Source organism: Streptomyces spiramyceticus (assembly GCF_028807635.1).
GTDB lineage: Bacteria > Actinomycetota > Actinomycetes > Streptomycetales > Streptomycetaceae > Streptomyces > Streptomyces spiramyceticus.
The window spans coordinates 3,827,500-3,851,433 of the sequence record NZ_JARBAX010000001.1 but is presented as its reverse complement, the minus strand read 5'-3'; the positions used below and the strand labels follow the sequence as shown (position 1 = coordinate 3,851,433).

Annotated in this window: 23 protein-coding genes; 9 read left to right on the top strand and 14 right to left on the bottom strand. The window is 69.5% G+C overall.

All coding sequences use genetic code 11. The annotated features are described in order from the left end of the window. Positions 1 to 21 precede the first annotated feature (21 nt). From PXH83_RS17580 to PXH83_RS17545, 8 genes are read right to left on the bottom strand one after another with little or no spacing between them, the layout of a single operon-like run. A complete protein-coding gene (locus PXH83_RS17580; protein ID WP_274561359.1) occupies positions 22 to 2,016 on the bottom strand; it encodes an NADH-quinone oxidoreductase subunit 5 family protein in 1,995 nt (664 codons plus the stop codon). Continuing rightward, positions 2,013 to 2,384: an NADH-quinone oxidoreductase subunit NuoK gene (nuoK, locus tag PXH83_RS17575; protein ID WP_274561358.1), complete on the bottom strand. Its 372-nt coding sequence runs from the start codon at positions 2,382 to 2,384 to the stop codon at positions 2,013 to 2,015. The genes PXH83_RS17580 and nuoK overlap by 4 nt, the downstream gene beginning before the upstream one ends. After that, entirely contained in the window at positions 2,384 to 3,001 is a 618-nt protein-coding gene (locus PXH83_RS17570) for an NADH-quinone oxidoreductase subunit J family protein (RefSeq protein WP_274561357.1), read from the bottom strand. Before PXH83_RS17570 ends, nuoK begins: the two co-directional genes overlap by 1 nt. Beyond that, positions 2,998 to 3,591: a NuoI/complex I 23 kDa subunit family protein gene (locus PXH83_RS17565; protein WP_274561356.1), complete on the bottom strand. Its 594-nt coding sequence runs from the start codon at positions 3,589 to 3,591 to the stop codon at positions 2,998 to 3,000. Before PXH83_RS17565 ends, PXH83_RS17570 begins: the two co-directional genes overlap by 4 nt. Further along, complete coding sequence (locus tag PXH83_RS17560; RefSeq protein WP_274561355.1) at positions 3,591 to 4,559, bottom strand: complex I subunit 1/NuoH family protein; 969 nt, start codon at positions 4,557 to 4,559, stop codon at positions 3,591 to 3,593. Before PXH83_RS17560 ends, PXH83_RS17565 begins: the two co-directional genes overlap by 1 nt. Continuing rightward, on the bottom strand, positions 4,556 to 5,686 hold the full coding sequence (locus PXH83_RS17555) for an NADH-quinone oxidoreductase subunit C (RefSeq protein ID WP_274561354.1): 1,131 nt from the start codon (positions 5,684 to 5,686) through the stop codon (positions 4,556 to 4,558). The genes PXH83_RS17560 and PXH83_RS17555 overlap by 4 nt, the downstream gene beginning before the upstream one ends. Then, entirely contained in the window at positions 5,683 to 6,285 is a 603-nt protein-coding gene (locus tag PXH83_RS17550; protein WP_214920446.1) for an NADH-quinone oxidoreductase subunit B, read from the bottom strand. Before PXH83_RS17550 ends, PXH83_RS17555 begins: the two co-directional genes overlap by 4 nt. After that, complete coding sequence (locus PXH83_RS17545) at positions 6,276 to 6,668, bottom strand: NADH-quinone oxidoreductase subunit A (RefSeq protein WP_214920447.1); 393 nt, start codon at positions 6,666 to 6,668, stop codon at positions 6,276 to 6,278. The genes PXH83_RS17550 and PXH83_RS17545 overlap by 10 nt, the downstream gene beginning before the upstream one ends. A 179-nt stretch (positions 6,669 to 6,847) precedes the next feature. On the opposite strand from PXH83_RS17545, the gene PXH83_RS17540 reads away from it, so the two are divergent. The 6 genes from PXH83_RS17540 to rarD all read left to right on the top strand — a co-directional run bounded on the left by PXH83_RS17540 (position 6,848) and on the right by rarD (position 14,892). After that, positions 6,848 to 8,140: a sensor histidine kinase gene (locus PXH83_RS17540; RefSeq protein WP_274561353.1), complete on the top strand. Its 1,293-nt coding sequence runs from the start codon at positions 6,848 to 6,850 to the stop codon at positions 8,138 to 8,140. 90 nt (positions 8,141 to 8,230) lie between these two features. Further along, a complete protein-coding gene (locus tag PXH83_RS17535; RefSeq protein WP_274561352.1) occupies positions 8,231 to 9,577 on the top strand; it encodes a sensor histidine kinase in 1,347 nt (448 codons plus the stop codon). A gap of 173 nt (positions 9,578 to 9,750) precedes the next feature. Continuing rightward, positions 9,751 to 10,410, top strand: coding sequence for a response regulator transcription factor (locus PXH83_RS17530; protein WP_274562874.1), 660 nt, complete (start codon positions 9,751 to 9,753; stop codon positions 10,408 to 10,410). Between the two features lie 217 nt (positions 10,411 to 10,627). Next, positions 10,628 to 12,589: a 2-oxoacid:acceptor oxidoreductase subunit alpha gene (locus PXH83_RS17525; RefSeq protein ID WP_274561351.1), complete on the top strand. Its 1,962-nt coding sequence runs from the start codon at positions 10,628 to 10,630 to the stop codon at positions 12,587 to 12,589. Further along, a complete protein-coding gene (locus tag PXH83_RS17520) occupies positions 12,582 to 13,640 on the top strand; it encodes a 2-oxoacid:ferredoxin oxidoreductase subunit beta (protein WP_214920451.1) in 1,059 nt (352 codons plus the stop codon). Before PXH83_RS17525 ends, PXH83_RS17520 begins: the two co-directional genes overlap by 8 nt. Before the next feature lie 253 nt (positions 13,641 to 13,893). Beyond that, positions 13,894 to 14,892, top strand: a complete 999-nt coding sequence (gene rarD, locus PXH83_RS17515; RefSeq protein WP_274561350.1) for an EamA family transporter RarD — start codon at positions 13,894 to 13,896, stop codon at positions 14,890 to 14,892. Between the two features lie 29 nt (positions 14,893 to 14,921). On the opposite strand, the gene PXH83_RS17510 is transcribed toward rarD, so the two are convergent. Further along, a complete protein-coding gene (locus tag PXH83_RS17510) occupies positions 14,922 to 15,338 on the bottom strand; it encodes an SRPBCC family protein (RefSeq protein ID WP_274561349.1) in 417 nt (138 codons plus the stop codon). A 4-nt stretch (positions 15,339 to 15,342) separates the two neighbouring features. Next, positions 15,343 to 15,990, bottom strand: a complete 648-nt coding sequence (locus tag PXH83_RS17505; protein WP_274562873.1) for a CGNR zinc finger domain-containing protein — start codon at positions 15,988 to 15,990, stop codon at positions 15,343 to 15,345. A 25-nt stretch (positions 15,991 to 16,015) separates the two neighbouring features. Here PXH83_RS17505 and PXH83_RS17500 point away from each other — a divergent pair, with 25 nt between their 5' ends. The 3 genes from PXH83_RS17500 to PXH83_RS17490 all read left to right on the top strand — a co-directional run bounded on the left by PXH83_RS17500 (position 16,016) and on the right by PXH83_RS17490 (position 18,644). Continuing rightward, positions 16,016 to 16,465, top strand: coding sequence for a VOC family protein (locus PXH83_RS17500; RefSeq protein ID WP_274561348.1), 450 nt, complete (start codon positions 16,016 to 16,018; stop codon positions 16,463 to 16,465). Between the two features lie 152 nt (positions 16,466 to 16,617). Beyond that, positions 16,618 to 17,124, top strand: a complete 507-nt coding sequence (locus PXH83_RS17495; protein WP_274561347.1) for a hypothetical protein — start codon at positions 16,618 to 16,620, stop codon at positions 17,122 to 17,124. Positions 17,125 to 17,294: 170 nt separating this feature from the next. Continuing rightward, on the top strand, positions 17,295 to 18,644 hold the full coding sequence (locus PXH83_RS17490; protein ID WP_274561346.1) for a M28 family metallopeptidase: 1,350 nt from the start codon (positions 17,295 to 17,297) through the stop codon (positions 18,642 to 18,644). Between the two features lie 135 nt (positions 18,645 to 18,779). Here PXH83_RS17490 and PXH83_RS17485 read toward each other — a convergent pair whose 3' ends face one another. From PXH83_RS17485 to PXH83_RS17470, 4 genes are all read right to left on the bottom strand, one after another. Continuing rightward, the gene (locus PXH83_RS17485; RefSeq protein ID WP_274561345.1) at positions 18,780 to 20,060 is read right to left on the bottom strand and encodes a LolA family protein; all 1,281 of its coding nucleotides are present in this window, start codon (positions 20,058 to 20,060) and stop codon (positions 18,780 to 18,782) included. Between the two features lie 242 nt (positions 20,061 to 20,302). Next, positions 20,303 to 21,328 carry a CHRD domain-containing protein gene (locus PXH83_RS17480; protein WP_274561344.1) on the bottom strand — a complete coding sequence of 342 codons (1,026 nt, stop codon included), beginning with the start codon at positions 21,326 to 21,328 and terminating at the stop codon, positions 20,303 to 20,305. A gap of 110 nt (positions 21,329 to 21,438) precedes the next feature. Beyond that, a complete protein-coding gene (locus PXH83_RS17475) occupies positions 21,439 to 22,449 on the bottom strand; it encodes a polyprenyl synthetase family protein (protein WP_214920462.1) in 1,011 nt (336 codons plus the stop codon). Between the two features lie 282 nt (positions 22,450 to 22,731). Further along, positions 22,732 to 23,931, bottom strand: coding sequence for an FAD-dependent oxidoreductase (locus PXH83_RS17470; RefSeq protein WP_274561343.1), 1,200 nt, complete (start codon positions 23,929 to 23,931; stop codon positions 22,732 to 22,734). Positions 23,932 to 23,934 lie beyond the last annotated feature (3 nt).

Here is a 23,934-nt window from a genome sequence, read left to right as displayed (position 1 = left end):
CGGGCTGATATCGATCACGGCTCACGCTCCGACGGCGGCGACGATGACGGCGGCGATCGCCAGGACGACGGAACCGGCGAGCAGCGCGCTGAGGTAGGTCTGCACATTGCCGGTCTGGGCTCGGCGGACGACCGTGCCGAGCAGGCGCGGGGCGGTGCCCGCACCTCGTACGTACGTCTCGACGACCTCGCGGTCCAGGAAGCGGACCAGTTCGGCGGCCGCCAGTACGGGCCGTACGAAGAGGGTGTTGTAGACGGCGTCGAGGTGGAAGCCGGCGGCCGCGTGGCGGTGCAGCGGTCCCAGCAGCAGCCGACCCGGGTCGGCGGGGTCGGGGGCCGACGCGATGTCGCCGTAGGCGGGCGCGTGGGTGGCGATGGCTTCCGCCTCGGAGAGGGCCGGTTCGGCTTCGGGGTGTGCGGCCACGGCGCCCATGGGGAAGCGGGCTGCGAGCGCTGTCGTGTGCCGCCAGGCGCCGTAGGTGACCAGTCCGCCGACGAGGGCGACACCCGTGCCGAGCACCGCGGTGGTGACGGTCGGGGTGAGTGCGTCGCCGTCGAACCAGTCGGCGAGGTAGCCGGCGGTCAGGCCCAGGCCGAGCGAGGGGATGGCGAGGAGCCACAGCACGCCGTTCATGGCGATGGGCTGCTTGCCGTGGTCGGGGGCCGCCGCACCCCGGCCGCGGAAGGCCAGCAGCCAGAGGCGGATGGCGTACGCGGCGGTGAGGACGGCGGTGAGCAGGCCCGCGACGAGCACGGTCCAGCCGGCACCGGAGGGGACGCCCTGGGTGTCGCCGAGGGAAGCGTGTTCGGCGGCGACGAGGACGGCTTCCTTGGAGAAGAAGCCGGCGAAGGGCGGGATCGCGGCGAGTGCGAACAGGGCGATCGTCATCGTCCAGTACGCGTCGGGGATGCGCTTGGGCAGGCCGCTCATGCGGGACATGGCGGCGAGGGAGTTGGTGCCGGCCGCGTGGATTATCACGCCGGCGCCGAGGAAGAGCAGTGCCTTGAAGGCGCCGTGGGACAGGAGGTGGAAGACGGCGGCGCCGCGGTCACCGACGGCCAGGGCGCCGGTCATGTAGCCGAGCTGACCGATCGTCGAGTAGGCGAGGACGCGCTTGATGTCGTCCTGGGCCAGGGCGGCGAGTGCCGAGCCGACCATGGTGACCGCGGCCATCACGGCGAGGACGGTCAGGGCCGCGGCGGAGGCGGCGAAGACCGGAAGGAGGCGGGCGACGAAGTACACACCCGCGGCGACCATCGTCGCTGCGTGGATCAGCGCGGAGACGGGTGTGGGACCCGCCATCGCGTCGGGCAGCCAGGTGTGAAGCGGGAACTGCGCCGACTTGCCGGCCACTCCGGCGAGGAGCAGCAGGGCGATCAGCGTGGGGTGGTCGATTCCGCCGCTCGCGACGGCGCCCAGGATGCCGTTGATCCGGAACGTACCGGCGTCGGCGGCGAGCGCGAACAGGCCGAACAGGAAGGGGATGTCGCCGAGCTTGGTGACCAGGAAGGCCTTGAGGGAGGCGGCGCGGGCTTCGGGCGTCTCCCAGTAGTGGCCGACCAGGAAGTACGAGCAGATGCCCATGATTTCCCAGCCGACCAGCAGCACCATCAGGTCGCCCGAGTAGACGACGAGCAGCATCGCGGAGGTGAAGAGGGAGATGAGGGCCGCGTACGAGGGGTAGCGCGGGTCGTCGCGCAGGTAGCCCGTCGAGTAGAGCTGCACGCAGGTCGCGACGACCCCGACCAGGACGGCGACGAGGACAGCGAAGCCGTCGAGGTGCAGGGCGAGGTCGATGGGGACCGAGCCGGTCGGGGTGAGCTGGGTCGATGCGTCGATCGCCCGGCCGCCGCCCTGGCGTACGGCGACGAGCGCGGCCAGCACGGCGGCGGCCACGGTCGGCAGTACGGCAAGGGGCCGGACGAAACCGGGGGCGGTGCGGCCGAGCAGCAGCCCGGCCGCGGCACCGAGGAAAGGAAGGAGGGGAACGAGGACGGCGAGGGTCGTGGTCGTCACGCGGCGGCCTCAGCCTTCTGTTCGGCCTTCTGTGCCATGGCGGAAGCTTCGTCGTCGGCCGGGCCCTCGGCGGTGTCGCGGAGCTTGTCGATGTCCGAGGTTCCGCGGTTGCGGTAGACCATCAGGACGATCGCCAGGCCGATGCCGATCTCGGCCGCGGCGATGGCGATGGTGAAGAGGGTGAGCGCCTGGCCGGTGTGGAGGGTGTCGCGGAGCCAGACGTCGAAGGCGACGAGGTTGAGGTTGACGGCGTTGAGCATCAGCTCGACGGACATCAGCACCAGGATCGCGTTGCGGCGCGCGAGCACTCCGTACAAGCCGGCGGAGAAGAGGAGAGCGGAGAGCACAGCGGGATAGGCGAGGTGCATCAGCGCGGCCCCTCCTCGGAAGTGGTGGCGTCGTTGGGTGCCTTGGCGGCGTTGGGGTCTTTGGCTGCCTTGAGGTCCTTGCGGGAGAGGACGATCGCGCCGACGAGGGCGGCCAGCAGCAGGACCGAGAGTGCCTCGAAGGGCAGGACCCAGTGCTGGAAAAGGATCTCGCCGGTCACCTTGGTGGAGCCCTGGGTGGGGCCGTCGAGATCGATCCAGGTCGTACGGAACGCGTCCACAACCACCCACACGAGAGCGGCTGCTGCGGCAACGGCCACCGTGAGAGCGGCCCAGCTGTTGCCCGAATCGGCGTCCGGTGAGCGCCCGATGGGGGCCTTGGTGAGCATCAGCCCGAAGAGAAGGAGGACGACCACGGAACCGACGTAGATCAGGACCTGCACCCAGGCGACGAACTCGGCCGTGAGCAGGAGGTATTCGACGGCCAGGCCGCCGAGCGCCACGACCAGCCAGAGGGCGGCGTGCACCAGCTGCTTGGTCGTGACCGTGATGACGGCCGCGCCGAGGGTGACAATTCCGACCAGGAGGAAGGCGATTTCGACGCCGGTCGGGGAGAGGAAGCCGTGCTCGGCCGTTGCGGCGGCTGCGAGGTGGTTCATTCGGCGGACCCCTCGCCCTGCTGCTCGGCCTGCTGCTCGGTGGCCTGCTCCTGCGCGGCCTGCTCCTGCGCGGCCGCGAGCTTGTCGGCGGCCTTGCGCGCCGCCGCGATCTCCTTCGGCTCCTCCGCGCCCGGGTCCAGCGCGGGCGGCGCGGGCACCGTCCACATCCACTCGCGGAGCTTGTCCCGCTCATGCGTGAGTTCGTGGATGTCGGTCTCGGCGTACTCGAACTCCGGCGACCAGAAGAGCGCGTCGAAAGGACATACCTCGATGCAGATACCGCAGTACATGCAGAGCGAGAAGTCGATGGCGAAACGGTCGAGGACGTTGCGGCTGCGCTCGCGGCCGCCGGGCGTCGCGGCCGGGACCGTCTCCTTGTGGGAGTCGATGTAGATGCACCAGTCGGGGCATTCGCGTGCGCAGAGCATGCAGACCGTGCAGTTCTCCTCGAACAGGCCGATCACGCCGCGCGAACGCGGCGGGAGTTCGGGCTGGACGTCCGGGTACTGCGCGGTGACGGTCTTCTTCGTCATCGTGCGAAGCGTGACGGCCAGGCCCTTGGCGAGACCTGACCCTGGGATCGGAGCCATTACTGGATCGCCACCTTCACGATTCCGGTGAGCGCGATCTGCGCGAGAGCGAGCGGGATGAGCACGGTCCAGGCGAGCTTCTGGAGCTGGTCCTCGCGCAGCCGCGGGTAGGTGACGCGCAGCCAGATGATGCCGAAAGCGAGGATCGCGGTCTTGAGGAGCGTCCAGACCCAGCCGAGGCCGTCGGCACCCCAGGGGCCGTGCCAGCCGCCGAGGAAGAGGACGGTGGTCAGGCCGCAGAGGACGACGATTCCGGCGTACTCGGCGAGGAGGAAGAGCGCGAAACGCAGGCCGGTGTACTCGGTGTACGCACCGAAGATGATCTCCGAGTCGGCGACCGGCATGTCGAACGGCGGGCGCTGCAGCTCGGCGAGACCGGCGACGAAGAAGACGATCGCGCCGACGATCTGCCAGGGCAGCCACCACCACTCGAAGGCGTTCAGGATGCCGGGGAGTGAGACCGTGCCGGCCGCCATCGCCACGGAGGCGGCGGCGAGCAGCATCGGCAGTTCGTACGCGAGGAGCTGGGCGGCGGTACGGAGGCCGCCGAGGAGGGAGAACTTGTTGGCCGACGCCCAGCCCGCCATGAGCGAGCCGAGCACGCCGACGCCCATGACGGCGAGCACGAAGAAGATACCCGCGTCGACGACCTGGCCGACCGCGCCCTCGCTCGGGCCGATCGGGATCGCGACGATCACAAGGAGGTACGGCAGGAGCGCGACGGCGGGGGCGAGCTGGAAGATACGGCGGTCGGCGTTGGCCGGGACGATGTCTTCCTTCTGCGCGAACTTCACGCCGTCGGCGACGAGCTGCGCCCAGCCGTGGAAGCCGCCCGCGTACATGGGACCGAGGCGGCCCTGCATGTGGGCCATCACCTTGTGCTCGGTCTGCCCCACGACGAGCGGCACGACCATGAACACGGCGAAGACGATGGCCAGCCGGAGGGCGACATCGAGTACGTCGTTCACGCGTCGCTCCCTCGGTCGGTGGGTGTGTCTTCGTCGCTGCTGCCGTTGCCCTCGCCGTTGCCGTCGCCGTTGCCGTTCGCGTCCTCGAACGCGGGGCGCGGGTGGTGCCAGGGCGCGTCAGCGCTGCGCGCGGGGCGCGGCGCGGAGTCGTCGGCCGGGGGCGTCTCGGCCTCCGGTTGCGCGGCGGGCTGCGCCGGGGGCGTCTCGGCCTCCGTCTTTGCGGGAGGCTGCGCCGGGGGCGCAGGCGCCTGACTCGCCGAGCCTTCGGACGCGGTGCGGGTACGGCGTACCGGAGGCGTCGCGGGAGCAGCACTCTCGGTTGCGGGAGGAGCGGTGCCCTCCGCAGCGGCGGGAGCGGCGGCCTCGGTGACGGGCGGCGTGTCGGTGGCCTGCGCCTGGCTGGTCGAGCCTTCCGTCACGCTGCGCGCGCGGCGCGGCGGGCGGTCGGCTGCGGCGCCTGCGGCGCGTGGGGTTCGCGCCGCGCGGGCCGGGGCAGGGGGGAGCTGGCCCTTCTGGGGGCCCCACTCGTTCGGGTCGGGCACGCCCGGCGGCAGCATCTGGCGGCGCTTGGGTCCACCGTGGTCCGACTCTCCCGGCTCCTTCGCGCCCGGCCACGCCTTGGCGACGCGCGCCGCGAGGACGAAGTCCTTGCGCAGCGGGTGGCCTTCGAAGCCCTCGGGGAGGAGAAGGGGAACCAGGTGGGGGTGGTCCGTGAAGTCGATGCCGAACATCTCGTGCGTCTCGCGCTCGTGCCATGCCGCGCCCGCGTAGATCTCCACGGCGGTGGGCAGGGCAGGCGCGGAGTGCGGGACCGTCGTACGGACCAGGAGGCGGCGGACCGTGCGGCCTTCGAGAGCTACGACGTGTGCGCAGACCCGGAAGCCCGTGCCGGGCTCGTCGACCGCGCTCAGCCAGTCGAAATAGGTGCAGGCCAGCTTGTCCCGCGCGATTTCCAGGGCGGCGATCCACGAGCCGACCGGGACGTCGACGGTGAGCAGGTCGTAGCTGCGCTCGGCGGTGGCCTCCTCGCCGAAGATCTCGGAGGCGGCATCCGGGAGGCTGTCGTACGCCGTGGTGTACGCGGTGGTGTCCGTGCCGGTGTTGCTGCTGGTGTCGCTGTTGGTCACTTCGGGCCCTCCCCCGGAACCGGCGGCGGGGCGACGAGGCCGCTCTGCAGCGCCGCGGCGGACGGCCGTGCGTGGCCGTAGCGCTCGCTCAGCGACTCGCGGGCGATCTTCTCCTGGAGCTTGAGGATGCCCTGGAGCAGCGCCTCGGGGCGGGGCGGGCAGCCCGGTACGTACACGTCGACCGGGATGATCTGGTCGACGCCCTTTGTCACGGAGTACGAGTCCCAGTACGGGCCGCCGCAGTTCGAGCAGGCACCGAAGGAGATGACGTACTTGGGCTCGGGCATCTGCTCGTACAGACGCTTCACGGCCGGGGCCATCTTGTCCGTCACCGTGCCCGAGACGACCATCAGGTCGGCCTGGCGCGGGCCGGGCGCGAAGGGGATCACGCCGAGCCGGATGAAGTCGTGCCGCGCCATGGACGCCGCGATGAACTCGATCGCGCAGCAGGCGAGGCCGAAGTTGAAGACCCACAGGCTGTAGCGGCGGCCCCAGTTGAGGACCACCTTCATGGGTTCTGGTGCGAGGCGGGCGAGAGCTCCCAGACGCTTCGGCTCGGGGAGCGTCGGCAGGGGGAGGTCGACAGGGGTCACGTCCATTCGAGGACGCCCTTCTTCCATGCGTACAGCAGTCCCACGGCCAGGAAGCCGAGGAAGATGAACATCTCGACCAGCGTCGTCGCGCCGTATCCGGCCGCGGCGAAGACGGTCGCCCACGGGAACAGGAAAATCGAGTCCACGGCGAAGATCACGTACAGAAACGCATAGACGTAGTAGCGGACCTGTGTATGAGCCCAGCCTTCTCCTACTGGGTCCACTCCGCACTCGTACGTCAGCATTTTCTCCGGCGTCGGCATCACCGGCCGCAGCAGCCGCCCGGCCCCGAAGGCCACGGCGACAAAGAGCACACCGATGAGCGCGAGCAGCCCGACGACCGAGTAACTCTGGAAGTACTCGGCCGCGAGAACAGTCCGTTCCGGCACGTCCGCCCCTCGCTCCCTGACCTCGTTGCGCCCTGTTCGACGATCTGTACGCACGCGAGTGTAGGCCCTGGTAAAGACTCGGTAAGCAGCCGCGTAGCACTGAGGGTGGGGTTATCCCTACCTCCTGACACCGTAGCTACCCCATGGCATGCGCGGTCCGGGCCCGGCAGGCTTGCACCATGACCGCCATTGCCAGCGACCTCCAGTCCGATCTGTCCGGCCCGTCCGACGCATCCGACGCCTCCGACCGGCCGCCGCCCGTGCGCGCTCCGTACGGCCGGCACACCTGGAAGGAGGTGGCGCATCTTCTCCTGAATCTGCCGATGGCGCTGTTCGGTTTCGTGTTCACCGTGGTGGTCCTGCTCCTGGGCGGCGGGCTGTCGGTCACGGTGATCGGCCTTCCGCTGCTGGCCGTAGGGCTGCTGGGGGCCAGACAGCTCGGCAGGATCGAGCGGGCGCGTGCGCGGACCTTCCTCGGTGTGTACGTCGACGAGCCGAGCCCCGCGCACGCCCATGCCGGGCAGCGGCGGCCCGGCGCGGGCGGTTTCTTTGCCTGGTTGTGGGCGGGTCTGAAGGATCCGGTGGGCTGGCGGACAGCGTTGTACGCGTTCATCCGGCTGCCCTGGGGCGTCCTGACCTTCGCGGTCACGTTGGTCGGTCTCTTCGTGCTGTGGCCGGTGCTGCCGTATCTCGCGCGGGCGATGGCCAACGCAGACCGAGCGATGGTGCGTGGGCTGCTCTGCCCGTCCGACGAGCTGGAGCGCCGGATCGCCGAGCTGGAGTCGGACCGTGGCGTGGTCGTCGACACCGCCGCCGCCGATCTGCGGCGCATCGAACGCGATCTGCACGACGGTGCGCAGGCCAGGCTCGTCGCCCTCGCGATGGGGCTCGGCATGGCGAAGGAGAAACTGACCGGCGATTTCAAGGACCCGGTCGCGGCGGCGGCGATGGTCGACGAGGCGCACGGCGAGGTGAAGCTGGCCCTTCAGGAACTGCGTGATCTGGCGCGCGGCATTCACCCGGCTGTGCTGACCGACCGCGGCCTTGACGCGGCGCTGTCGTCCATCGCGTCGCGCTGCACCGCCCCGGTGAGGGTCACGGTCGATCTGGCGGCCCGCCCGGCCGAGGCGATCGAGGGCATCGCGTACTTCACGGTCTCCGAGCTCCTGCAGAACGTCAGCAAGCACAGCAGGGCGCGCTCCGCCTCCGTCGACGTGTGGCGGTCCGGGGACAGGCTGCTGATACAGGTCCAGGACGACGGACGGGGCGGGGCGCGGCTGGACGGCGGCACGGGCATGTCCGGTCTGGCCGACCGGCTCGGCGCGGTCGACGGGCTGTTCGTCCTCGACTCCCCCGCCGGTGCGGGGACGACGGTGACGGCCGAACTGCCGTGGCGGGACCGGGACAAGCGGCCCGGCGGTGGTGCGAAGCACAGTGCGGGGGTGGGGAAAACCCCCGGTCAGAAACGGTGACCGGCCTCATGGTCCCGGCCTGCCCGTCCCAGCATTCTTGAGATACGCAACCAATCAGCAGCAGCACCAGAGCAGAAACGGACGGCAGCGATGGCCACGGAGTACGCACCGCAGACCCGGGATCAGTGGGAGCCCGAGGGCAGCCCCCCGAGGCGCCACTTCCTGCCCCCGGCGCTGCGCGCCCCGATCGAGGCCCGTACGTGGCGCGAGTTCGGTTACCTGATACTCAGTCTGCCGATCAGCATCGTGCTCTTCACCTTCGCGATCACCATGTCGTCGATAGGCATGGCCCTGCTGATCACCTTCCTCGGCGTACCGGTCCTGGCGGCGGGCCTGGCGGGCTGCCGCGGTTTCGGGGCGATGGAACGGGCCCGCGCCCGGGCGCTGCTCAAGGTCGACGTCGCGGCTCCCGCGCCCGTGCGGCCCAAGCCCGGTGGCGGCGCGATGTCGTGGATGGGCGCGATGCTCAACAACGGGGCGTCCTGGCGTCACCTGCTGTACGCCGTGCTGCATCTGCCCTGGGGGATTTTCGCCTTCACACTCTCGGTGATCCTCTGGACGTTCGGCTGGGGCATGCTCACGTACCCGCTGTGGCAGTGGGTTTTCCCGGTCTATGCAGGGATGGGCGGTCTCCAGCTGTACGGCGACAGCACGCACAGCGTCTACCTCGACAGCCCTGTCGAGCTGGCGGCGACCAGTGCGTTGGGCCTGCTCGTCACTCTCCTGTCCCCGTGGGTCATACGGGCCCTGACGACCGTGGACGCTCTGATGGTGGCCGGGCTGCTCGGCCCGTCCAAGCTGGCCACCCGCGTCTCCGAACTGGAGTCGGACCGGGGCGTCGTCGTCGACACGGCCGCTGCCGACCTGCGCCGCATCGAGCGCGATCTGCACGACGGTGCGCAGGCCAGGCTCGTCGCCCTCGCCATGGACCTGGGCATGGCGAAGGAGAAGCTGACGGAGGATCCGGAGGCCGCGGCGCGCATGGTGGGCGAGGCGCACGGCGAGGTGAAGGTGGCTCTGCAGGAGCTGCGCGACCTGGCCCGTGGCATCCACCCGGCCGTCCTGACCGACCGCGGTCTGGACGCGGCGCTGTCCGCCGTGGCCTCGCGGTGCACGGTGCCGGTGCAGGTCGAGGTGGATCTGCCGTCGCGGCCGGCCCCGGCCATCGAGGGCATCGCGTACTTCACGGTCTCCGAGCTCCTGCAGAACATCAGCAAGCACGCACGGGCGTCCCGGGCCACGATCGATGTGTGGCAGACGGCGGACCGGCTGATGCTCCAGGTGAGCGACAACGGGAAGGGGGGCGCCGACACGCAGTCCGGTTCGGGGCTGGCCGGGCTCGCGGAACGGCTGGACGCGGTCGACGGGATCCTGGTCGTCGACTCGCCGGTGGGCGGGCCGACCACCGTCACGGCGGAGCTGCCCTGGCGCGGCTGACCCGCCGCCCCCGCGCCCTTCGGCCCCGCACCGCCGCTCCCCTGCTTTGCAACCCGAGTCGTACGCCACTCTTCCCATCACCTGGGCACGCACAAGTCCGGATGCTGGAATGCTGGGGTCGTTGAATGGGGAGCGATCGATTGCATGGGGGATACAAGGTCGTGGAGGACAGGGTGCGGGTCGTCATCGCCGAGGATTCAGTGCTGCTTCGGGAGGGCCTGACCCGGCTGCTGACCGACCGCGGGCACGATGTCGTCGCCGGTGTCGGGGACGGGGAAGCACTGATCAAGACCGTGGGGGATCTGGCAACGCAGGGTGCGCTGCCGGATGTGGTGGTCGCCGACGTACGGATGCCGCCGACCCACACCGACGAGGGCGTACGGGCGGCGGTGCGGCTGCGCAAGGACCATCCCGGAATCGGGGTGCTGGTGCTGTCGCAGTACGTCGAGGAGCAGTACGCCACCGAGCTGCTGGCCGGGTCGAGCCGCGGAGTGGGCTATCTGCTCAAGGACCGGGTCGCCGAGGTCAGGGAATTCGTGGACGCGGTGGTCCGGGTGGCCCAGGGCGGCACCGCGCTCGACCCGGAGGTCGTGGCGCAGTTGCTGGGCCGCAGCCGCAAGCAGGACGTCCTCGCCGGGCTGACGCCTCGCGAGCGGGAGGTCCTCGGTCTGATGGCGGAGGGCCGGACGAATTCGGCGGTCGCGAAACAGCTGGTGGTGAGTGACGGTGCGGTCGAGAAGCACGTCAGCAATATCTTCCTGAAGCTGGGACTCTCGCCGAGTGAAGGGGATCACCGGCGGGTCCTCGCAGTTCTGACGTACCTGAATTCCTGAAAGCGGTCCTAGAACCGACGGACGAGTACGGAGCGTCTTCGAAGAGAGCGCCAGGGGGCGATGGAACCATGGCAAACCAGGACAGTATGGCGTCTCATATACAGGACCACTATGTGATCGGTCCAGGGAAGGCCACCCTTACCGACGTAGGGTGGGCCATGGGGCCGCCGGTGGGCCGGCGACTCCTGAACAGCCGCCTCGAGGGAGGTCCAGTTCAGTGACCAGCCAGGTCAGTAGCCCGGCCGAGCAGGCCAACGAAGCCGAGGGTGTCGACGGAGCCGATGAGGCCGTCGTCGGGGAGCAGCGCGGTGTGCGGAGTTCTTCCGGGAAAGAGATCCGCCGCCTGGACCGGGTGATCATTCGTTTCGCGGGTGACTCCGGTGACGGCATGCAGCTCACTGGCGACCGCTTCACTTCGGAAACGGCGACATTCGGAAACGATCTGTCGACCCTGCCGAACTTCCCGGCCGAGATCCGGGCACCCGCCGGCACGCTGCCCGGCGTATCGAGCTTCCAGTTGCATTTCGCCGACCACGACATCCTGACGCCGGGCGACGCGCCCAACGTCCTGGTGGCCATGAACCCGGCCGCGCTGAAGGCGAACATCGGGGATGTGCCGCGCGGCGCCGAGATCATCGTCAATACGGATGAATTCACGAAGCGCCCGATGGCCAAGGTCGGGTACGACTCGTCTCCGCTGGAGGACGGCTCCCTGGAGGCGTACAACGTCCATCCGGTGCCGCTCACGACGATGACGGTCGAGGCGCTCAAGGACTTCGGGCTCTCCCGCAAGGAGGCCGAGCGCAGCAAGAACATGTTCGCGCTGGGGCTGCTGTCGTGGATGTACCACCGGCCGACCGAGGGCACCGAGAAGTTCCTGCGGACCAAGTTCGCCAAGAAGCCACAGATCGCCGAGGCGAATGTGGCGGCTTTCAGGGCCGGCTGGAACTTCGGTGAGACCACCGAGGACTTCGCGGTCTCCTACGAGGTTGCCCCGGCGACCGAGGCGTTCCCCACCGGGACGTACCGCAACATCTCCGGGAACCTGGCCCTGTCGTACGGGCTGATCGCCGCCAGTAAGCAGGCGGACCTGCCGCTGTACCTGGGGTCGTACCCGATCACCCCGGCCTCCGACATCCTCCACGAGCTGTCCAAGCACAAGAACTTCGGTGTGCGGACCTTCCAGGCCGAGGACGAGATCGCGGCCATCGGCGCGGCGCTCGGCGCGGCGTTCGGCGGCCAGCTCGCCGTCACCACCACCTCGGGGCCCGGCGTGGCGCTGAAGTCGGAGACGATCGGTCTCGCGGTGTCGCTGGAGCTGCCGCTGCTCGTGGTCGCCATCCAGCGCGGCGGCCCTTCGACGGGCCTGCCGACCAAGACCGAGCAGGCCGACCTGCTCCAGGCGATGTACGGCAGGAACGGCGAGGCCCCGGTGCCGATCGTGGCGCCGAAGACCCCCGCGGACTGCTTCGACGCGGCCCTGGACGCGGCGCGGATCGCGCTCACCTATCGCACGCCCGTGTTCCTGCTCAGCGACGGATACCTGGCCAACGGCAGCGAGCCGTGGCGGATCCCGGAGATCGACGAACTCCCCGACCTTCGCGTGCAGTTCGCGACCGGGCCCAACCACGAGCTGGCCGACGGCACCGAGGTCTTCTGGCCGTACAAACGCGACCCGCAGACCCTCGCCCGTCCATGGGCTGTGCCCGGTACGCCGGGACTGGAGCACCGTATCGGCGGAATCGAGAAGCAGGACGGCACGGGCAACATCTCCTACGACCCGGCCAACCACGACCTCATGGTCCGCCTGCGCCAGTCCAAGGTCGGCGGCATCGAGGTCCCGGACCTGGAGGTCGACGACCGGGACGGTGCCAAGACCCTGGTGCTGGGCTGGGGCTCGACGTACGGACCGATCACGGCCGCCGTACGCCGGCTGCGCCGTGCCGGGATTCCCATCGCGCAGGCTCATCTGCGCAACCTCAACCCGTTCCCCCGGAATCTCGGTGACGTTCTGGGGCGTTACGAGAAGGTGGTCGTGCCCGAGATGAACCTCGGACAGCTGGCCACTCTGCTCAGAGCCAGATATCTGGTCGACGTCCACTCGTACAACCAGGTCAACGGAATGCCGTTCAAGGCCGAGCAGCTCGCCACGGCTCTCAAGGAGGCCAACGATGCCTAAGGCGAACGAGGCGCTCTCGCTGGTGCCCAAGGCCGAGGCCAAGCAGTCAATGAAGGATTTCAAGTCCGATCAGGAAGTGCGCTGGTGCCCCGGTTGCGGTGACTACGCGGTCCTCGCCGCCGTGCAGGGCTTCATGCCCGAGCTCGGGCTGGCGAAGGAAAACATCGTCTTCGTCTCCGGAATCGGCTGCTCGTCCCGCTTCCCGTACTACATGAACACGTACGGGATGCACTCCATCCACGGCCGCGCGCCCGCGATCGCGACCGGGCTGGCCTCCTCGCGGCGCGACTTGAGCGTGTGGGTGGTGACCGGTGACGGCGATGCGCTGTCCATCGGCGGAAACCACCTGATTCACGCGCTGCGGCGCAATGTGAACCTGAAGATCCTGCTGTTCAACAACCGGATCTACGGGCTGACCAAGGGCCAGTACAGCCCGACCTCAGAGGTCGGCAAGATCACCAAGTCGACGCCGATGGGCTCGCTCGACGCGCCCTTCAACCCGGTGTCGCTGGCGATCGGCGCGGAGGCCAGCTTCGTGGCCCGTACGGTCGACTCGGACCGCAAGCACCTCACGAGCGTGCTGCGGCAGGCCGCCGACCACCCCGGCACGGCGCTGGTGGAGATCTACCAGAACTGCAACATCTTCAACGACGGCGCCTTCGAGGTGCTGAAGGACCAGCAGCAGGCCGAGGAAGCGGTGATCCGGCTGGAGCACGGGCAGCCGATCCGCTTCGGGGCCGAGGGTTCGAAGGGTGTCGTACGGGATGCGGCCACGGGTGACCTGAAGGTCGTCGCGGTCACGCCCGAGAACGAGTCGCAGATCCTCGTCCACGACGCGCACGCCGCCTCGCCCACGACGGCGTTCGCACTGTCGCGCCTCGCCGACCCGGACACGCTGCACCACACGCCCATCGGGGTCCTGCGCAACGTCGACCGGCCGGTCTACGACACGCTGATGGCCGAGCAGCTCGACGAGGCCATCGAGAGAGACGGGAAGGGCGACCTGGCCGCGCTGCTCGCGGGCAATGACACCTGGACCGTCGTCGGCTGACACGCACGTACGTGAGATACACACGTACGTGAGATACAGCAGATACAGCACATTCAGAGGGGCGCCCGGTCTCACCGACCGGGCGCCCTCTCTGTGTCCGCTCTGTGTCCGCTCTGTGTGCCTGCTCTGTGCGTCCGCTCTGTGTGTCCGCGCCCCCACTCCGCGTGTCATGACCGTATCGGCCTATGGACATGACAGGCGCACTGTCGCGGCGGTACCTTCGACCGACGATGTGTGCGGGACGGGAGGGTCAGTGAAGGCGATCAACGACCAGCGGACAGGCCTGTTGTACGGCATCGGTGCCTACGGAATGTGGGGTCTCGTCCCGCTCTTCTGGCCGCTGCTCAAGCCCGCCGGAGCCCTGGAGATCCTCGCCCATCGCATGGTCTGGTCACTGGCCGTCGTCGGCATCGCGCTGCTGGCGCTGCGCCGGTGGGGCTGGGTCAAGGAGCTCATACGACAGCCCCGCAGGCTGGGGCTCATCGCCGTCGCCGCGACCGTCATCACCGTCAACTGGGGCCTGTACATCTGGGCCGTCAACAACGGTCAGGTGGTCGAGGCCTCGCTCGGCTACTTCATCAACCCGCTGGTCACCATCGCCATGGGCGTCCTGCTGCTGAAGGAACGGCTGCGCCCCGCCCAGTGGGCAGCGGTCGGTGTCGGCTTCGCGGCCGTGCTCGTGCTGGCCGTCGGGTACGGGAAGCCGCCGTGGATCTCGCTGATCCTGGCCTTCTCCTTCGCGACGTACGGGCTGGTCAAGAAGAAGGTCAACCTGGGTGGCGTGGAGTCGCTGGCCGCCGAGACCGCGATCCAGTTCCTGCCTGCGCTGGGCTACCTGATCTGGATCGGATCTCACGGGGACGCCACTTTCGGCGTGCAGGGTACGGGCCATGCGGCGCTGCTCGCCGCGACCGGCATCGTGACTGCCGCGCCGCTGGTGTGCTTCGGTGCGGCGGCGATACGGGTGCCGTTGTCGACGCTGGGGCTGTTGCAGTACCTGGCGCCGGTCTTCCAGTTCGGCCTGGGCGTCGTGTACTTCCACGAGGCGATGCCGCCGGAGCGGTGGGCGGGCTTCTCGCTGGTCTGGGCAGCGCTGGCGCTGCTCACGTGGGATGCGCTGCGGACGGCCCGGCGGGGGCGGGCGGAGGCGCAGGCGGCGGCGGTACGGGCGCAGGGGCAGGCGCAGGCGCAGGCTCAGGTGCCTACGGGTGGGGTGGCTGCGGCTCCTGCTCCGGTTGAGCCCACGGGCTGACGTGCCGGCCGGCGCGCTGCGCCCTGCCCTCAACCGTCCCCCAGCGCAGCGGCGACCGCGTCCATCACCGCACGCCAGTGCTCGCGCTGCGTCTCGCGCTCCTCGGCGTTGGCGAGGCGCTCCTGATGGAAGCGGAGTACGGCCTTCTCGCCGGCCCCGGAACTCGACCCGGACGTCGGTACCGAGACCGCGACCTGGACGGTCGTACTCCCGTAGGTGACTCGGATACGGTCCCCCGGCCGGTAACCGCGCACCTCGCCGGTGATGCCGTCGGCGGTGCGGTACGCCGCCCCCTTCTCGGCGGTCAGCTCCGCTCCCGGCCCGAGCCACAGCGCGACGCCCTCGGGGCTCGCGATGAACTCCCATACGGCGTCGGGCGGATGGGGCAGGGTCCTGGAGACTCCGATTTCCCAGCCCGCGTCCTGCGTGAGTCCGGTAGGCGTCATCACATCACTCCTTCGGTTCCTTGGGATCTTGGGTTCCTTCCGTTTCGCTCCGGCGAGCCCGGTGCGCGCGCGCCTTCTGACGGTTTCCGCAGCGCTCCATCGCACACCAGCGACGCCGCCCGGGCCGCGAGGTGTCGACGAAGAGCAGATAACAGTCGTGCGAGCCGCATTCGCGTATGCGATGGGCGTACGGACCGGTGAAGAGGTCGATCGCGTCGCGCGCCACCGTCGAGAGCAGGCGGGCCCCGGTCGCCCCGGGCACCCATCTCCGTACAGCGCCCGAGCCCGTACCCACCTCTATTCGGGTGGCCAGCGGCTCCCCGGCCGCCCGCGCATTGACGACCTCCAGGTCGGCGGCGGCCAGGGCGCGGCCGTGGGCCCGGTCTGCGGCGAGGCGGTGGAGCGCGTTGCGCAGCATGCGCGCGTCCGCCAGCTCGTCGGCGCTCACCGTCAGGTCGAGACCGCCCGGCAGTCGGCTCTCCGCCGCCCAGCGCACCAGGTCGGCAGGCTCGTGGAGCACCTCGTACCGGGCGAGCGCGCCGGGCCCGCCGGTCGGCAGCAGCTCCAGGCAGAGCGCGCCCGGGTCGAAGAGAAACGGGCGGCCCTCCGGGGTACGAAGGGTCAGTCCGGGCGTTTCCGTTGCGAGCTCCATCACGTAACCACTATAACTGGTTACCATGACCCTGCACTGGAAACTGGTTGTCGACGCCAACGACCCGCACGCCCAGGCCGACTTCTGGGCAGCCGCCCTCGGCTACGAGTTGGAGGACAACAGCGCGCTCATCGAGCGTGTCGTCGGGATGGGCGCCGCGCCGCCCGACGCCACGGTGGATTCCCACGGCCGCCGCGCCTGGCGCGATCTGATCGCCGTCCGGCATCCGGACGACCCGTACGACGAGGACACCGGAATGGGCCTCGGCCGCCGCATCCTCTTCCAGCGCGTACCGGAGGTGAAGACGGTCAAGAACAGGCTCCACATCGACCTGCACGCCGACCCGGGCGCGCGGGAGGCCGAAGTGGCCCGCCTGGAGGCGGTGGGGGCGGTCGTGGCCCGCCGCGTGAAGGAGCCCGGCGGGGAGTGGGTGGTGATGACAGACCCCGAGGGCAACGAGTTCTGCGTCCAATGACAGCAGGCGAGGCAGCAGACTGACGGCAGGCGGACAGCAGGCGCAGGAGCCCTGGGAAGCTCTGACTTCACTCAAATCGAGGTTCGCCACGCCCGCCCGACGGCATGGTCCATGGGACCGGCGCTGACCAGCGCCACCCATGGGGGGACACCATGAAGAACTCCACAGGCCGGGCGGCGGCTGCGGCACTCATAGCGCTCACCAGTCTCGCCGGTGCGGCGATGTGCACGGCCGAGCCTGCCGACCCGCCGACGCGGCCCGCGGCGTCCTCGGCGCCGACCGCGGCGTCGTCGGCGCCGACCGAGCAGGATCTCGCGCAGCGCGCCGCCGCCGCCCTCACGGACTGGGAAACCCTCGACCGGGAGGGCAAGTTCGTGCTGTCGGCAGCGGGCGGAATCAACGACTCCAACAGCTCAAGCGGAATGAAGCCCGACAAGGCGTTGATCATCGAGGCCGCCTGCGCGGGCGACGGCTCGCTGGACTTCGTCGTCTCCTCGGGCAAGGCCGAAGAGCGGCACCGTATCGTCTGCACCGAGAAGCCGCGAGCGAAGATCTTCGAGTTCACCCTCGACGGGGACTCCCTTTTCCTGGACTCAGATCCGGAAGCCACAGCCCACGGCGGCCTCGCCTACCTGGCCCGCCGACCGGCATCCGAATAGCGAACAATGCTGACCGGTTTCCGCTCTTGACGCAGAGTCAATCCCGCGCCGAACATTCAGCACGCACATCGCACAAACGTTGCACCATCAGCTCCAACGCCCCGCGCCACAGCCGTCGCGAGGCGTCTCGCATCTTCCGTCTGTCCCCGTACGGAACCGGAGCCCCCACAATGCAGAAGCTCTCCAGACGCACCACGGCAGCCGCCGTCCTGGCTGTCGCCGCACTGACCGCCGCCACCGCACTACCGGCATCAGCAGCACCACCCGCATCAGCCACAGCAACCATGGCGGCCACAACAGCCGCCCCCAACACGGCCCTTGCGGCCCCCGACATCCCCCTCGCCAATGTCAAGGCGCACCTCACCCAGCTCCAGTCGATAGCCACCGCCAACGGCGGCAACCGCGCCCACGGCCGCCCCGGCTACAAGGCATCCATCGACTACGTGAAGGCCAAGCTCGACGCCGCCGGATTCACCACCTCCGTAACGACGTTCACCTCCAACGGCGCGACCGGCTACAACCTGATCGCCGACTGGCCGGGCGGCGACCCGAACCAGATCCTGATGGCCGGCGCCCACCTCGACTCGGTCAGCTCGGGCCCCGGCATCAACGACAACGGCTCCGGCTCCGCCGCCGTCCTGGAGACCGCGCTCGCCGTCTCCCGCGCCCAGCTGAAGCCCACAAAGCACCTGCGATTCGGCTGGTGGGGAGCGGAAGAGCTCGGCCTCGTCGGCTCGAAGGCGTACGTCAACAGCCTTCCCAGCACGGAGCGTTCAAAGTTCTCCGGCTACCTCAACTTCGACATGATCGGCTCGCCGAACCCGGGCTACTTCGTCTACGACGACGACCCGGCCATCGAGAAGACCTTCAAGGACTACTACGCGGGCCTCGGCGTCCCGACCGAGATCGAGACCGAGGGCGACGGCCGCTCCGACCACGCGAACTTCAAGAACGTGGGCATACCCGTCGGCGGCCTCTTCACCGGTGCGAGCCGTACGAAGACGAGCGCCCAGGCGCAGAAGTGGGGCGGCACCGCGGGCACGGCCTTCGACCGCTGCTACCACTCCTCCTGCGACACCACGGCGAACATCAACGACACCGCCCTGGACCGCAACAGCGACGCCGTCGCCCACGCCATCTGGACCCTGGGCACCGAGCCCACCGTCCCGCCGGGCGATGCCTACGAGAACACCGCGGACGTCGCAGTGCCGGACAACGGTGCCGCGGTGACCTCGTCCGTCACCATCTCCGGCCGTACGGGCAATGCCCCGGCAGCCCTCAAGGTGGGCGTCGACATCAAGCACACCTGGCGGGGTGACCTGGTCGTCGACCTGGTCGCGCCCGACGGGACGGCGTACCGGCTGAAGAACTCCAGCGGCAATGACTCGGCCGACAACGTCATCGCCACCTACACGGTGGACGCGTCGAGCGAGGCGGCCAACGGCACCTGGAAACTCAAGGTCCAGGACATCGCCGCGCAGGACACCGGCTACATCGACAGCTGGAAGCTCACCTTCTAGCCCAGCCCAGCCCAGTTCAGTCCAGCTCAGTTCATTTCAGCTCAGCTCAGTCCTGTACGGTCCGGCCCCGGCGGGGGCCGGACCGTCTCAGGCCGTGATGTCCTTCGCCGTGAAGCGCGCCCAGGCCGCCGAGCCCTACTTGGCCGCGTTGGCGGCCTGCACCAGCGCGTCCTTGGTGACCGCGCCGACGTACATCTTGCCGTCGTCCGTCATCAGGGCGTTGACGAGGCGGGTCGAGAAGACCGTGCCCGAGCCGAACTTGCCGGAGACCTTGTCGCCCAGCGCGTCCATGAACTGCTGTGCCTCAGGCGGCACATCGCCCGACTTGGGCGCCTTGGCGTCGGAGCCGCCGGGGGAGGAGATCTCGGCGACCGTGGTCCAGCCCTCGCCGATGATGTTGAGTCCCTCGAAGCTGTTCAGGTCCTCTTCGCCGCCCTTGAAGCCCTCGAAGCCCTCCAGGCCCTCCAGGCCCTCCAGGCCCTTCTCGCCCTTCTCCGGGGCCTTGACCTCGCCCTCCTCGGTCACCTTCGCGCCCTTGGGCGGGCTGAAGTCGAAGGTGTCCGCGGACGGCTTCGCGAAGTCGACCTTGGTGAAGCCCGCGTCGATCGCGGCCTTGCCGCCGCTGCTCGGCGAGAGCGTGAACTTGAGCGGTACGCCGTTCTCCGCGTCGACCGCGACCCTGATGGACCCGATCGTCGTACCGGACTGCTTGGGCTTGATGAGCAGCTGGTACGCATCCCGGCCTGCGACCTGCGCGGTGCCGTCGACGGTCACCGATGTGGTCTCGTCCGCGGCCTTCAGGACCTCTTCGGCCAGCTCCTTGGGAGTTGTGGGGGCGGATCCCTTGTACGGGCCCTTGTCCCGGCCCTTGGCGGAACCCTTGTCCGAGCCCTTCGCGTCCGACGAACCCTTGCTGTGGAACGCCTCGTTCGAGGCACTGTCGTACGCCCACACGTCGTCGCCGTTGTGAATGAGGCTGTACTCCGCCGCGTCGTCCAGGATCGACACCCGCTGCTTGTCCGGACCGTCCGCCGCGACGCGCAGAGTGTGCGTGCCGGAGGCGAGTTCCATCAGCTTGGCCTGAGGGTCGGCCGATGCGCCGCTGCCCTCGCCCTCCCCCTTGGGCATCAGCCCCTCGGCGAGGCCGCCCAGCGACGGGATGCCCAGGTCCGTGTTGATCTTCACGGTGCCGGAGAGCTGCTCCGTGTCCGACGCCGCGATCTTCTCGATCAGCTGCTGGGCGGTGATCTTCGGCAGATCCGGGTCGCCCGAGTCGGCGAGCGCCGGGACGAGTCCGATGGTCGCCGCGGCCACCCCCGCCACCGCGACGGGGACGACGTAACGTGCGGCCTTCCGGCGGCCCGCGGCAAAGCCCTTGGTCCCCTCGGTGGTCTGTGCCCTGTCGTTCGGTGCCATGTGTGCGCTACCTCCGTGGTTGGCGGCCGTCGTCCAGTTGCACTCGTCCACCCCCGCGCCGCCATTCTCACCCGAATTGGTGGGGAGTGGTGTCCCAATCTGACCAAATCGGGAGGCCGGAAGCGTCAGACCCCGGGATCAACTCCGTCTACTGCTCCGGGATGACATACGGCGTCGGCGCCTCCCCCCACGAGTGAGGAAAGACGCCGATTGCCCCTTGCAGCTATTTACGCGTTTCAGCTTCAGCGCTGGATGAAGACGTAGTCGGCCCGGTACGGAACGGCCTCGACGGAGCCGGTCTTGCAGCTGCCCGCCGGCGCCACGCCACCCACGGTGTTCAGCCGCAGGATCTCGGTGGTGTGCGCGAACAGGCCGTGCCTCTTGCCCGACTGCTTTGCCTGGAGGTCCAGTTCCGGAATGTTGCCGTCACCGTTCGGGGACTTGCTGATCAGTGAGCCGGTGACCGCGCTGTGGTCCTGGGCGATCCACTGCGGTGTGCCGGAGTTGGGCTTCACGAAGGAGTGGGAGATGTGTCCGGCCAGCTCGGCCCGTACATCGCGCTGCTGGAACGAGCGCCTCCCGTCGTCCTCCTTACACTCGTAGATCTGCTTGCCCTTGACCACCGGGGCCTGGAAGTTGTTCAGGGCGTGGTCGAAGTTGAAGGCATTGGTCACCTTGTGGAACTGGCCGCGCACCGCGCCGCCCGGGAATTCGGCCGTGTGCAGGTTCGCGTAGAAGCCCGTCGGGTCGGCCTTGAAGGCGTTCAGCACAGCCGTGTCCTTGACCTCGACCGAACCGGTCGCGGTCCACCCCTTGCTGCCCGTTCCCTTGCCCTTGCCGAGCTGCCCGGTGAAGTCGACCTTGATGCCGCCGTTGACGCCCTTGCCGCCCTGGTGGATGTGGAGAGCGGTCGGCTTGTCGGTGCCGCGCCACTTCACAGCGAAGGACACCGTGCTGCCCTTGACCTTCACGAACTCCAGCGCGGCGCCGTCCTTGTCGCCGACGGCGGGGCCGCCCTGCACCGGTACCTCATTGGCACCGTTCAGGCTGGCCGCGAAGAACGAGGCGCCGTGGTTGCTGCCGGAGCCACCGCTCTGCACCGCCACGCCTTCGGAGGACCCGGCGCTGTGCCCGCCGTGTCCGGAAGTGCCCTTGCTGCTGCCGTCGTCGGCGAAGGCCGGCAGGACTCCGAGCGTGATGCCCGCGGCCGCCGCGACCGCGGTGGTGCCGATGATGACGCTCTTACGACGCTGCGCAATACCGCCCATGATCGGAAATCTCCCCGTTCCAGAGCCAACGCCCCCTGCGTCGGCTTCTGGGCATGAATACGGAGCGGATCCGAGTCTCGACTCAAAGCAACAATGTGACGTGAGTCACGTCAGCCCGCGCGGTGCACCACGGCGTCGCACAGCTCCTCCAGAGCCGCCTTCGCATAGCACTCAGGCAGCGGCGCCAGCGAGGCCCGCGCCTCCTCGGCGTACCGGATGGTCTCGCGCCTCGCCTGCTCAAGAGCCGGGTGTACGCGCAGCCGCTTCAGCACCTCGGCGTGCCGGGCGTCGTCCGCGAGGTCCCCGTCGAGCAGCTCGCACAGCTCCAGGTCGTCCGCCCGCCCGTGCTCGGCCGCCTGCGCCCGCAGGATCAGCACCGGCAGCGTGGGGATGCCCTCGCGCAGGTCCGTGCCGGGCGTCTTCCCGGACTCGTGGCTGTCGCTCGCGATGTCGAGTACGTCGTCGGCCAGCTGGAAGGCGGTGCCGAGCCGCTCGCCGTACTGCGTGAGGATGTCGACCACGCGCTCGTCGGCGCCCGACATCAGCGCGCCGAAGCGCCCCGACACGGCGATCAGCGAGCCGGTCTTGCCGGCGATGACGTCCAGGTAGTGCGCGACGGGATCCTCGTCGTCGCGCGGACCCGCCGTCTCCAGGATCTGGCCCGTGACGAGACGTTCGAACGCCTCCGCCTGGATGCGTACGGCCTCGGGCCCGAGGTCGGCCAGGATGTGCGACGCGCGTGCGAAGAGGAAGTCACCGGTGAGGACCGCGACCGAGTTGCCCCAGCGGGCATTGGCGCTGGCGACTCCGCGGCGTACATCCGCCTCGTCCATCACGTCGTCGTGGTACAGCGTCGCCAGATGCGTCAGCTCGACGACCACGGCGGACGGCACGATGCCCGGTGCGTACGGATCGCCGAACTGGGAGGCGAGCATGACGAGGAGAGGACGGAATCGCTTGCCACCGGCCCGCACCAGATGCTGCGCGGCCTCCGTGATGAAGGGAACCTCGCTCTTGGTGGCGTCGAGCAGTCCCTCCTCGACAGCTGCCAGTCCGGTCTGGACATCGGTCTCAAGAGCCTGGTCCCGCACGCTCAGTCCGAACGGCCCGACGACGGTCACGAGGGTCACTCCTGTCTGCTGACGATCACACGGATTGTCGATGTGTCGCTGTCTTCACTCAAGTCAGCGTATCCGGTCGGCTTTCGATCACCGTGAGCGCCTTCCCGTGGCCCCGAGCACAGCCCGAAGGGCCCCGGTATGGTCTTTGGTCAGCCACTACGCCCAGGAGTACGCACTTTGTCCCGGGCGTGATCGGGTGCGGGTACGGGTACGAGAAGCTTCGCGCAGCGCGCGACCCTGCCGCGCCACCCGTGTCAGCGCCCCGCCCTCGCCCCGCCCCTGTCAGCGCACCGACACCGCGTGCGCCAGCCGCGGCGACGCGTACTCCGTACCGCACACGAAGCGCATGACCGGCCCGAACGAAGCCGCCGAAGGCAGCCCCGTGAAGTACAGACCCGGCACCGACGACCCGTACCCCGCGTCGAGCCGCGGAGCCCCCTGCGTCACCGACAACGCCGTGCGCAGCTCGTGGCCGAGGAAGTCCAGCGCCGCCACGTCCATGCGGTAGCCCGTCGCCGCCATCACATGGTCGGCGGACAGCTCGCGCTGCGCGCCCTGCCCGCCGCTCAGGGTCAGGACCGGGCGGCCGTCCTCGACGCGGGCGCGGACGATACGACGGCCGTCCGTCACCTGTACGTGTCCCGCCCTGAAGCGGTCCCGCAGCCACCACGCGCCGAGCGGGCCGAGCACCCGGCGGACCAGATAGTGGCGGGCGGGCGCGGGAAGGTGGCGTACGTGCGTCGCGTGGTAGGTCAGCCCGTACAGCGACCAGGCCCGCCCGAAGGGCGTCTCGGGCCGCAGCCGCGACTGCCGGTCGGGGGCGTCGCCGAAGCTCACCGCGCCCCGGCCGCGCGCCACGATCTGTACCGACGACGCACCGGCCTCCGCCATCAGCACCGCGTTCTCCAGCGCCGACTGCCCCGCGCCGACGACGATCACCTCGCGCCCCGCGAAGCGGGACAGGTCCCGGTGCTGCGCGGCGTGCGAGACGGGGCCCGTCGCGGAGGGCCCGTCGGGCAGCACCGCCGCCAGCTCGCGCGGCATCCTGGCGAGGCCGGACAGGCCCGTCGCCACCACCACCGCCCGCGCCGGGAACTGCTCGCCCGAGTCGAGCTTCAGGGCGAGCCCGCCCCGCGTACGGTCGACGGAGACGACCCGCACCTGCTCCAGGTCCGGCAGCAGCTTCTCCGCGAACCACTGCCCGTACCGCGCGAAGGTCTCGACCGGCACCAGGTCCCAGTCGGACTCGTACCGCCGCTCCCCCGTGTCCGCACAGAAGTCGATCAGGTCGTGGCCGGGCTGCGGCGCGTCGATGTTGGACGCCGCCGGCGTCGACTTGAGCAGCATTCCGGCGGGCATGCGCTCGCGCCAGCTCACCATCGGCGAACCGAAGACGCGGACCGGAATGCCGCGCGCCCGCAGATGGGCCGCGGTGGACAGGCCATAAGGCCCGGCCCCGATGACTGCTACCGGACGGATCATGCG

Bases quoted from the DNA above. Each gene is read 5' to 3' on its own strand.
- nuoK (WP_274561358.1), bottom strand. From the start codon at position 2,384: ATGCACCTCGCCTATCCCGCTGTGCTCTCCGCTCTCCTCTTCTCCGCC.
- PXH83_RS17570 (WP_274561357.1), bottom strand. From the start codon at position 3,001: ATGAACCACCTCGCAGCCGCCGCAACGGCCGAGCACGGCTTCCTCTCC.
- PXH83_RS17565 (WP_274561356.1), bottom strand. From the start codon at position 3,591: ATGGCTCCGATCCCAGGGTCAGGTCTCGCCAAGGGCCTGGCCGTCACG.
- PXH83_RS17550 (WP_214920446.1), bottom strand. From the start codon at position 6,285: ATGGACGTGACCCCTGTCGACCTCCCCCTGCCGACGCTCCCCGAGCCG.
- PXH83_RS17540 (WP_274561353.1), top strand. From the start codon at position 6,848: ATGACCGCCATTGCCAGCGACCTCCAGTCCGATCTGTCCGGCCCGTCC.
- PXH83_RS17535 (WP_274561352.1), top strand. From the start codon at position 8,231: ATGGCCACGGAGTACGCACCGCAGACCCGGGATCAGTGGGAGCCCGAG.
- PXH83_RS17520 (WP_214920451.1), top strand. From the start codon at position 12,582: ATGCCTAAGGCGAACGAGGCGCTCTCGCTGGTGCCCAAGGCCGAGGCC.
- PXH83_RS17510 (WP_274561349.1), bottom strand. From the start codon at position 15,338: ATGACGCCTACCGGACTCACGCAGGACGCGGGCTGGGAAATCGGAGTC.
- PXH83_RS17505 (WP_274562873.1), bottom strand. From the start codon at position 15,990: ATGGAGCTCGCAACGGAAACGCCCGGACTGACCCTTCGTACCCCGGAG.
- PXH83_RS17500 (WP_274561348.1), top strand. From the start codon at position 16,016: ATGACCCTGCACTGGAAACTGGTTGTCGACGCCAACGACCCGCACGCC.
- PXH83_RS17495 (WP_274561347.1), top strand. From the start codon at position 16,618: ATGAAGAACTCCACAGGCCGGGCGGCGGCTGCGGCACTCATAGCGCTC.
- PXH83_RS17490 (WP_274561346.1), top strand. From the start codon at position 17,295: ATGCAGAAGCTCTCCAGACGCACCACGGCAGCCGCCGTCCTGGCTGTC.
- PXH83_RS17485 (WP_274561345.1), bottom strand. From the start codon at position 20,060: ATGGCACCGAACGACAGGGCACAGACCACCGAGGGGACCAAGGGCTTT.
- PXH83_RS17480 (WP_274561344.1), bottom strand. From the start codon at position 21,328: ATGGGCGGTATTGCGCAGCGTCGTAAGAGCGTCATCATCGGCACCACC.
- PXH83_RS17470 (WP_274561343.1), bottom strand. From the start codon at position 23,931: ATGATCCGTCCGGTAGCAGTCATCGGGGCCGGGCCTTATGGCCTGTCC.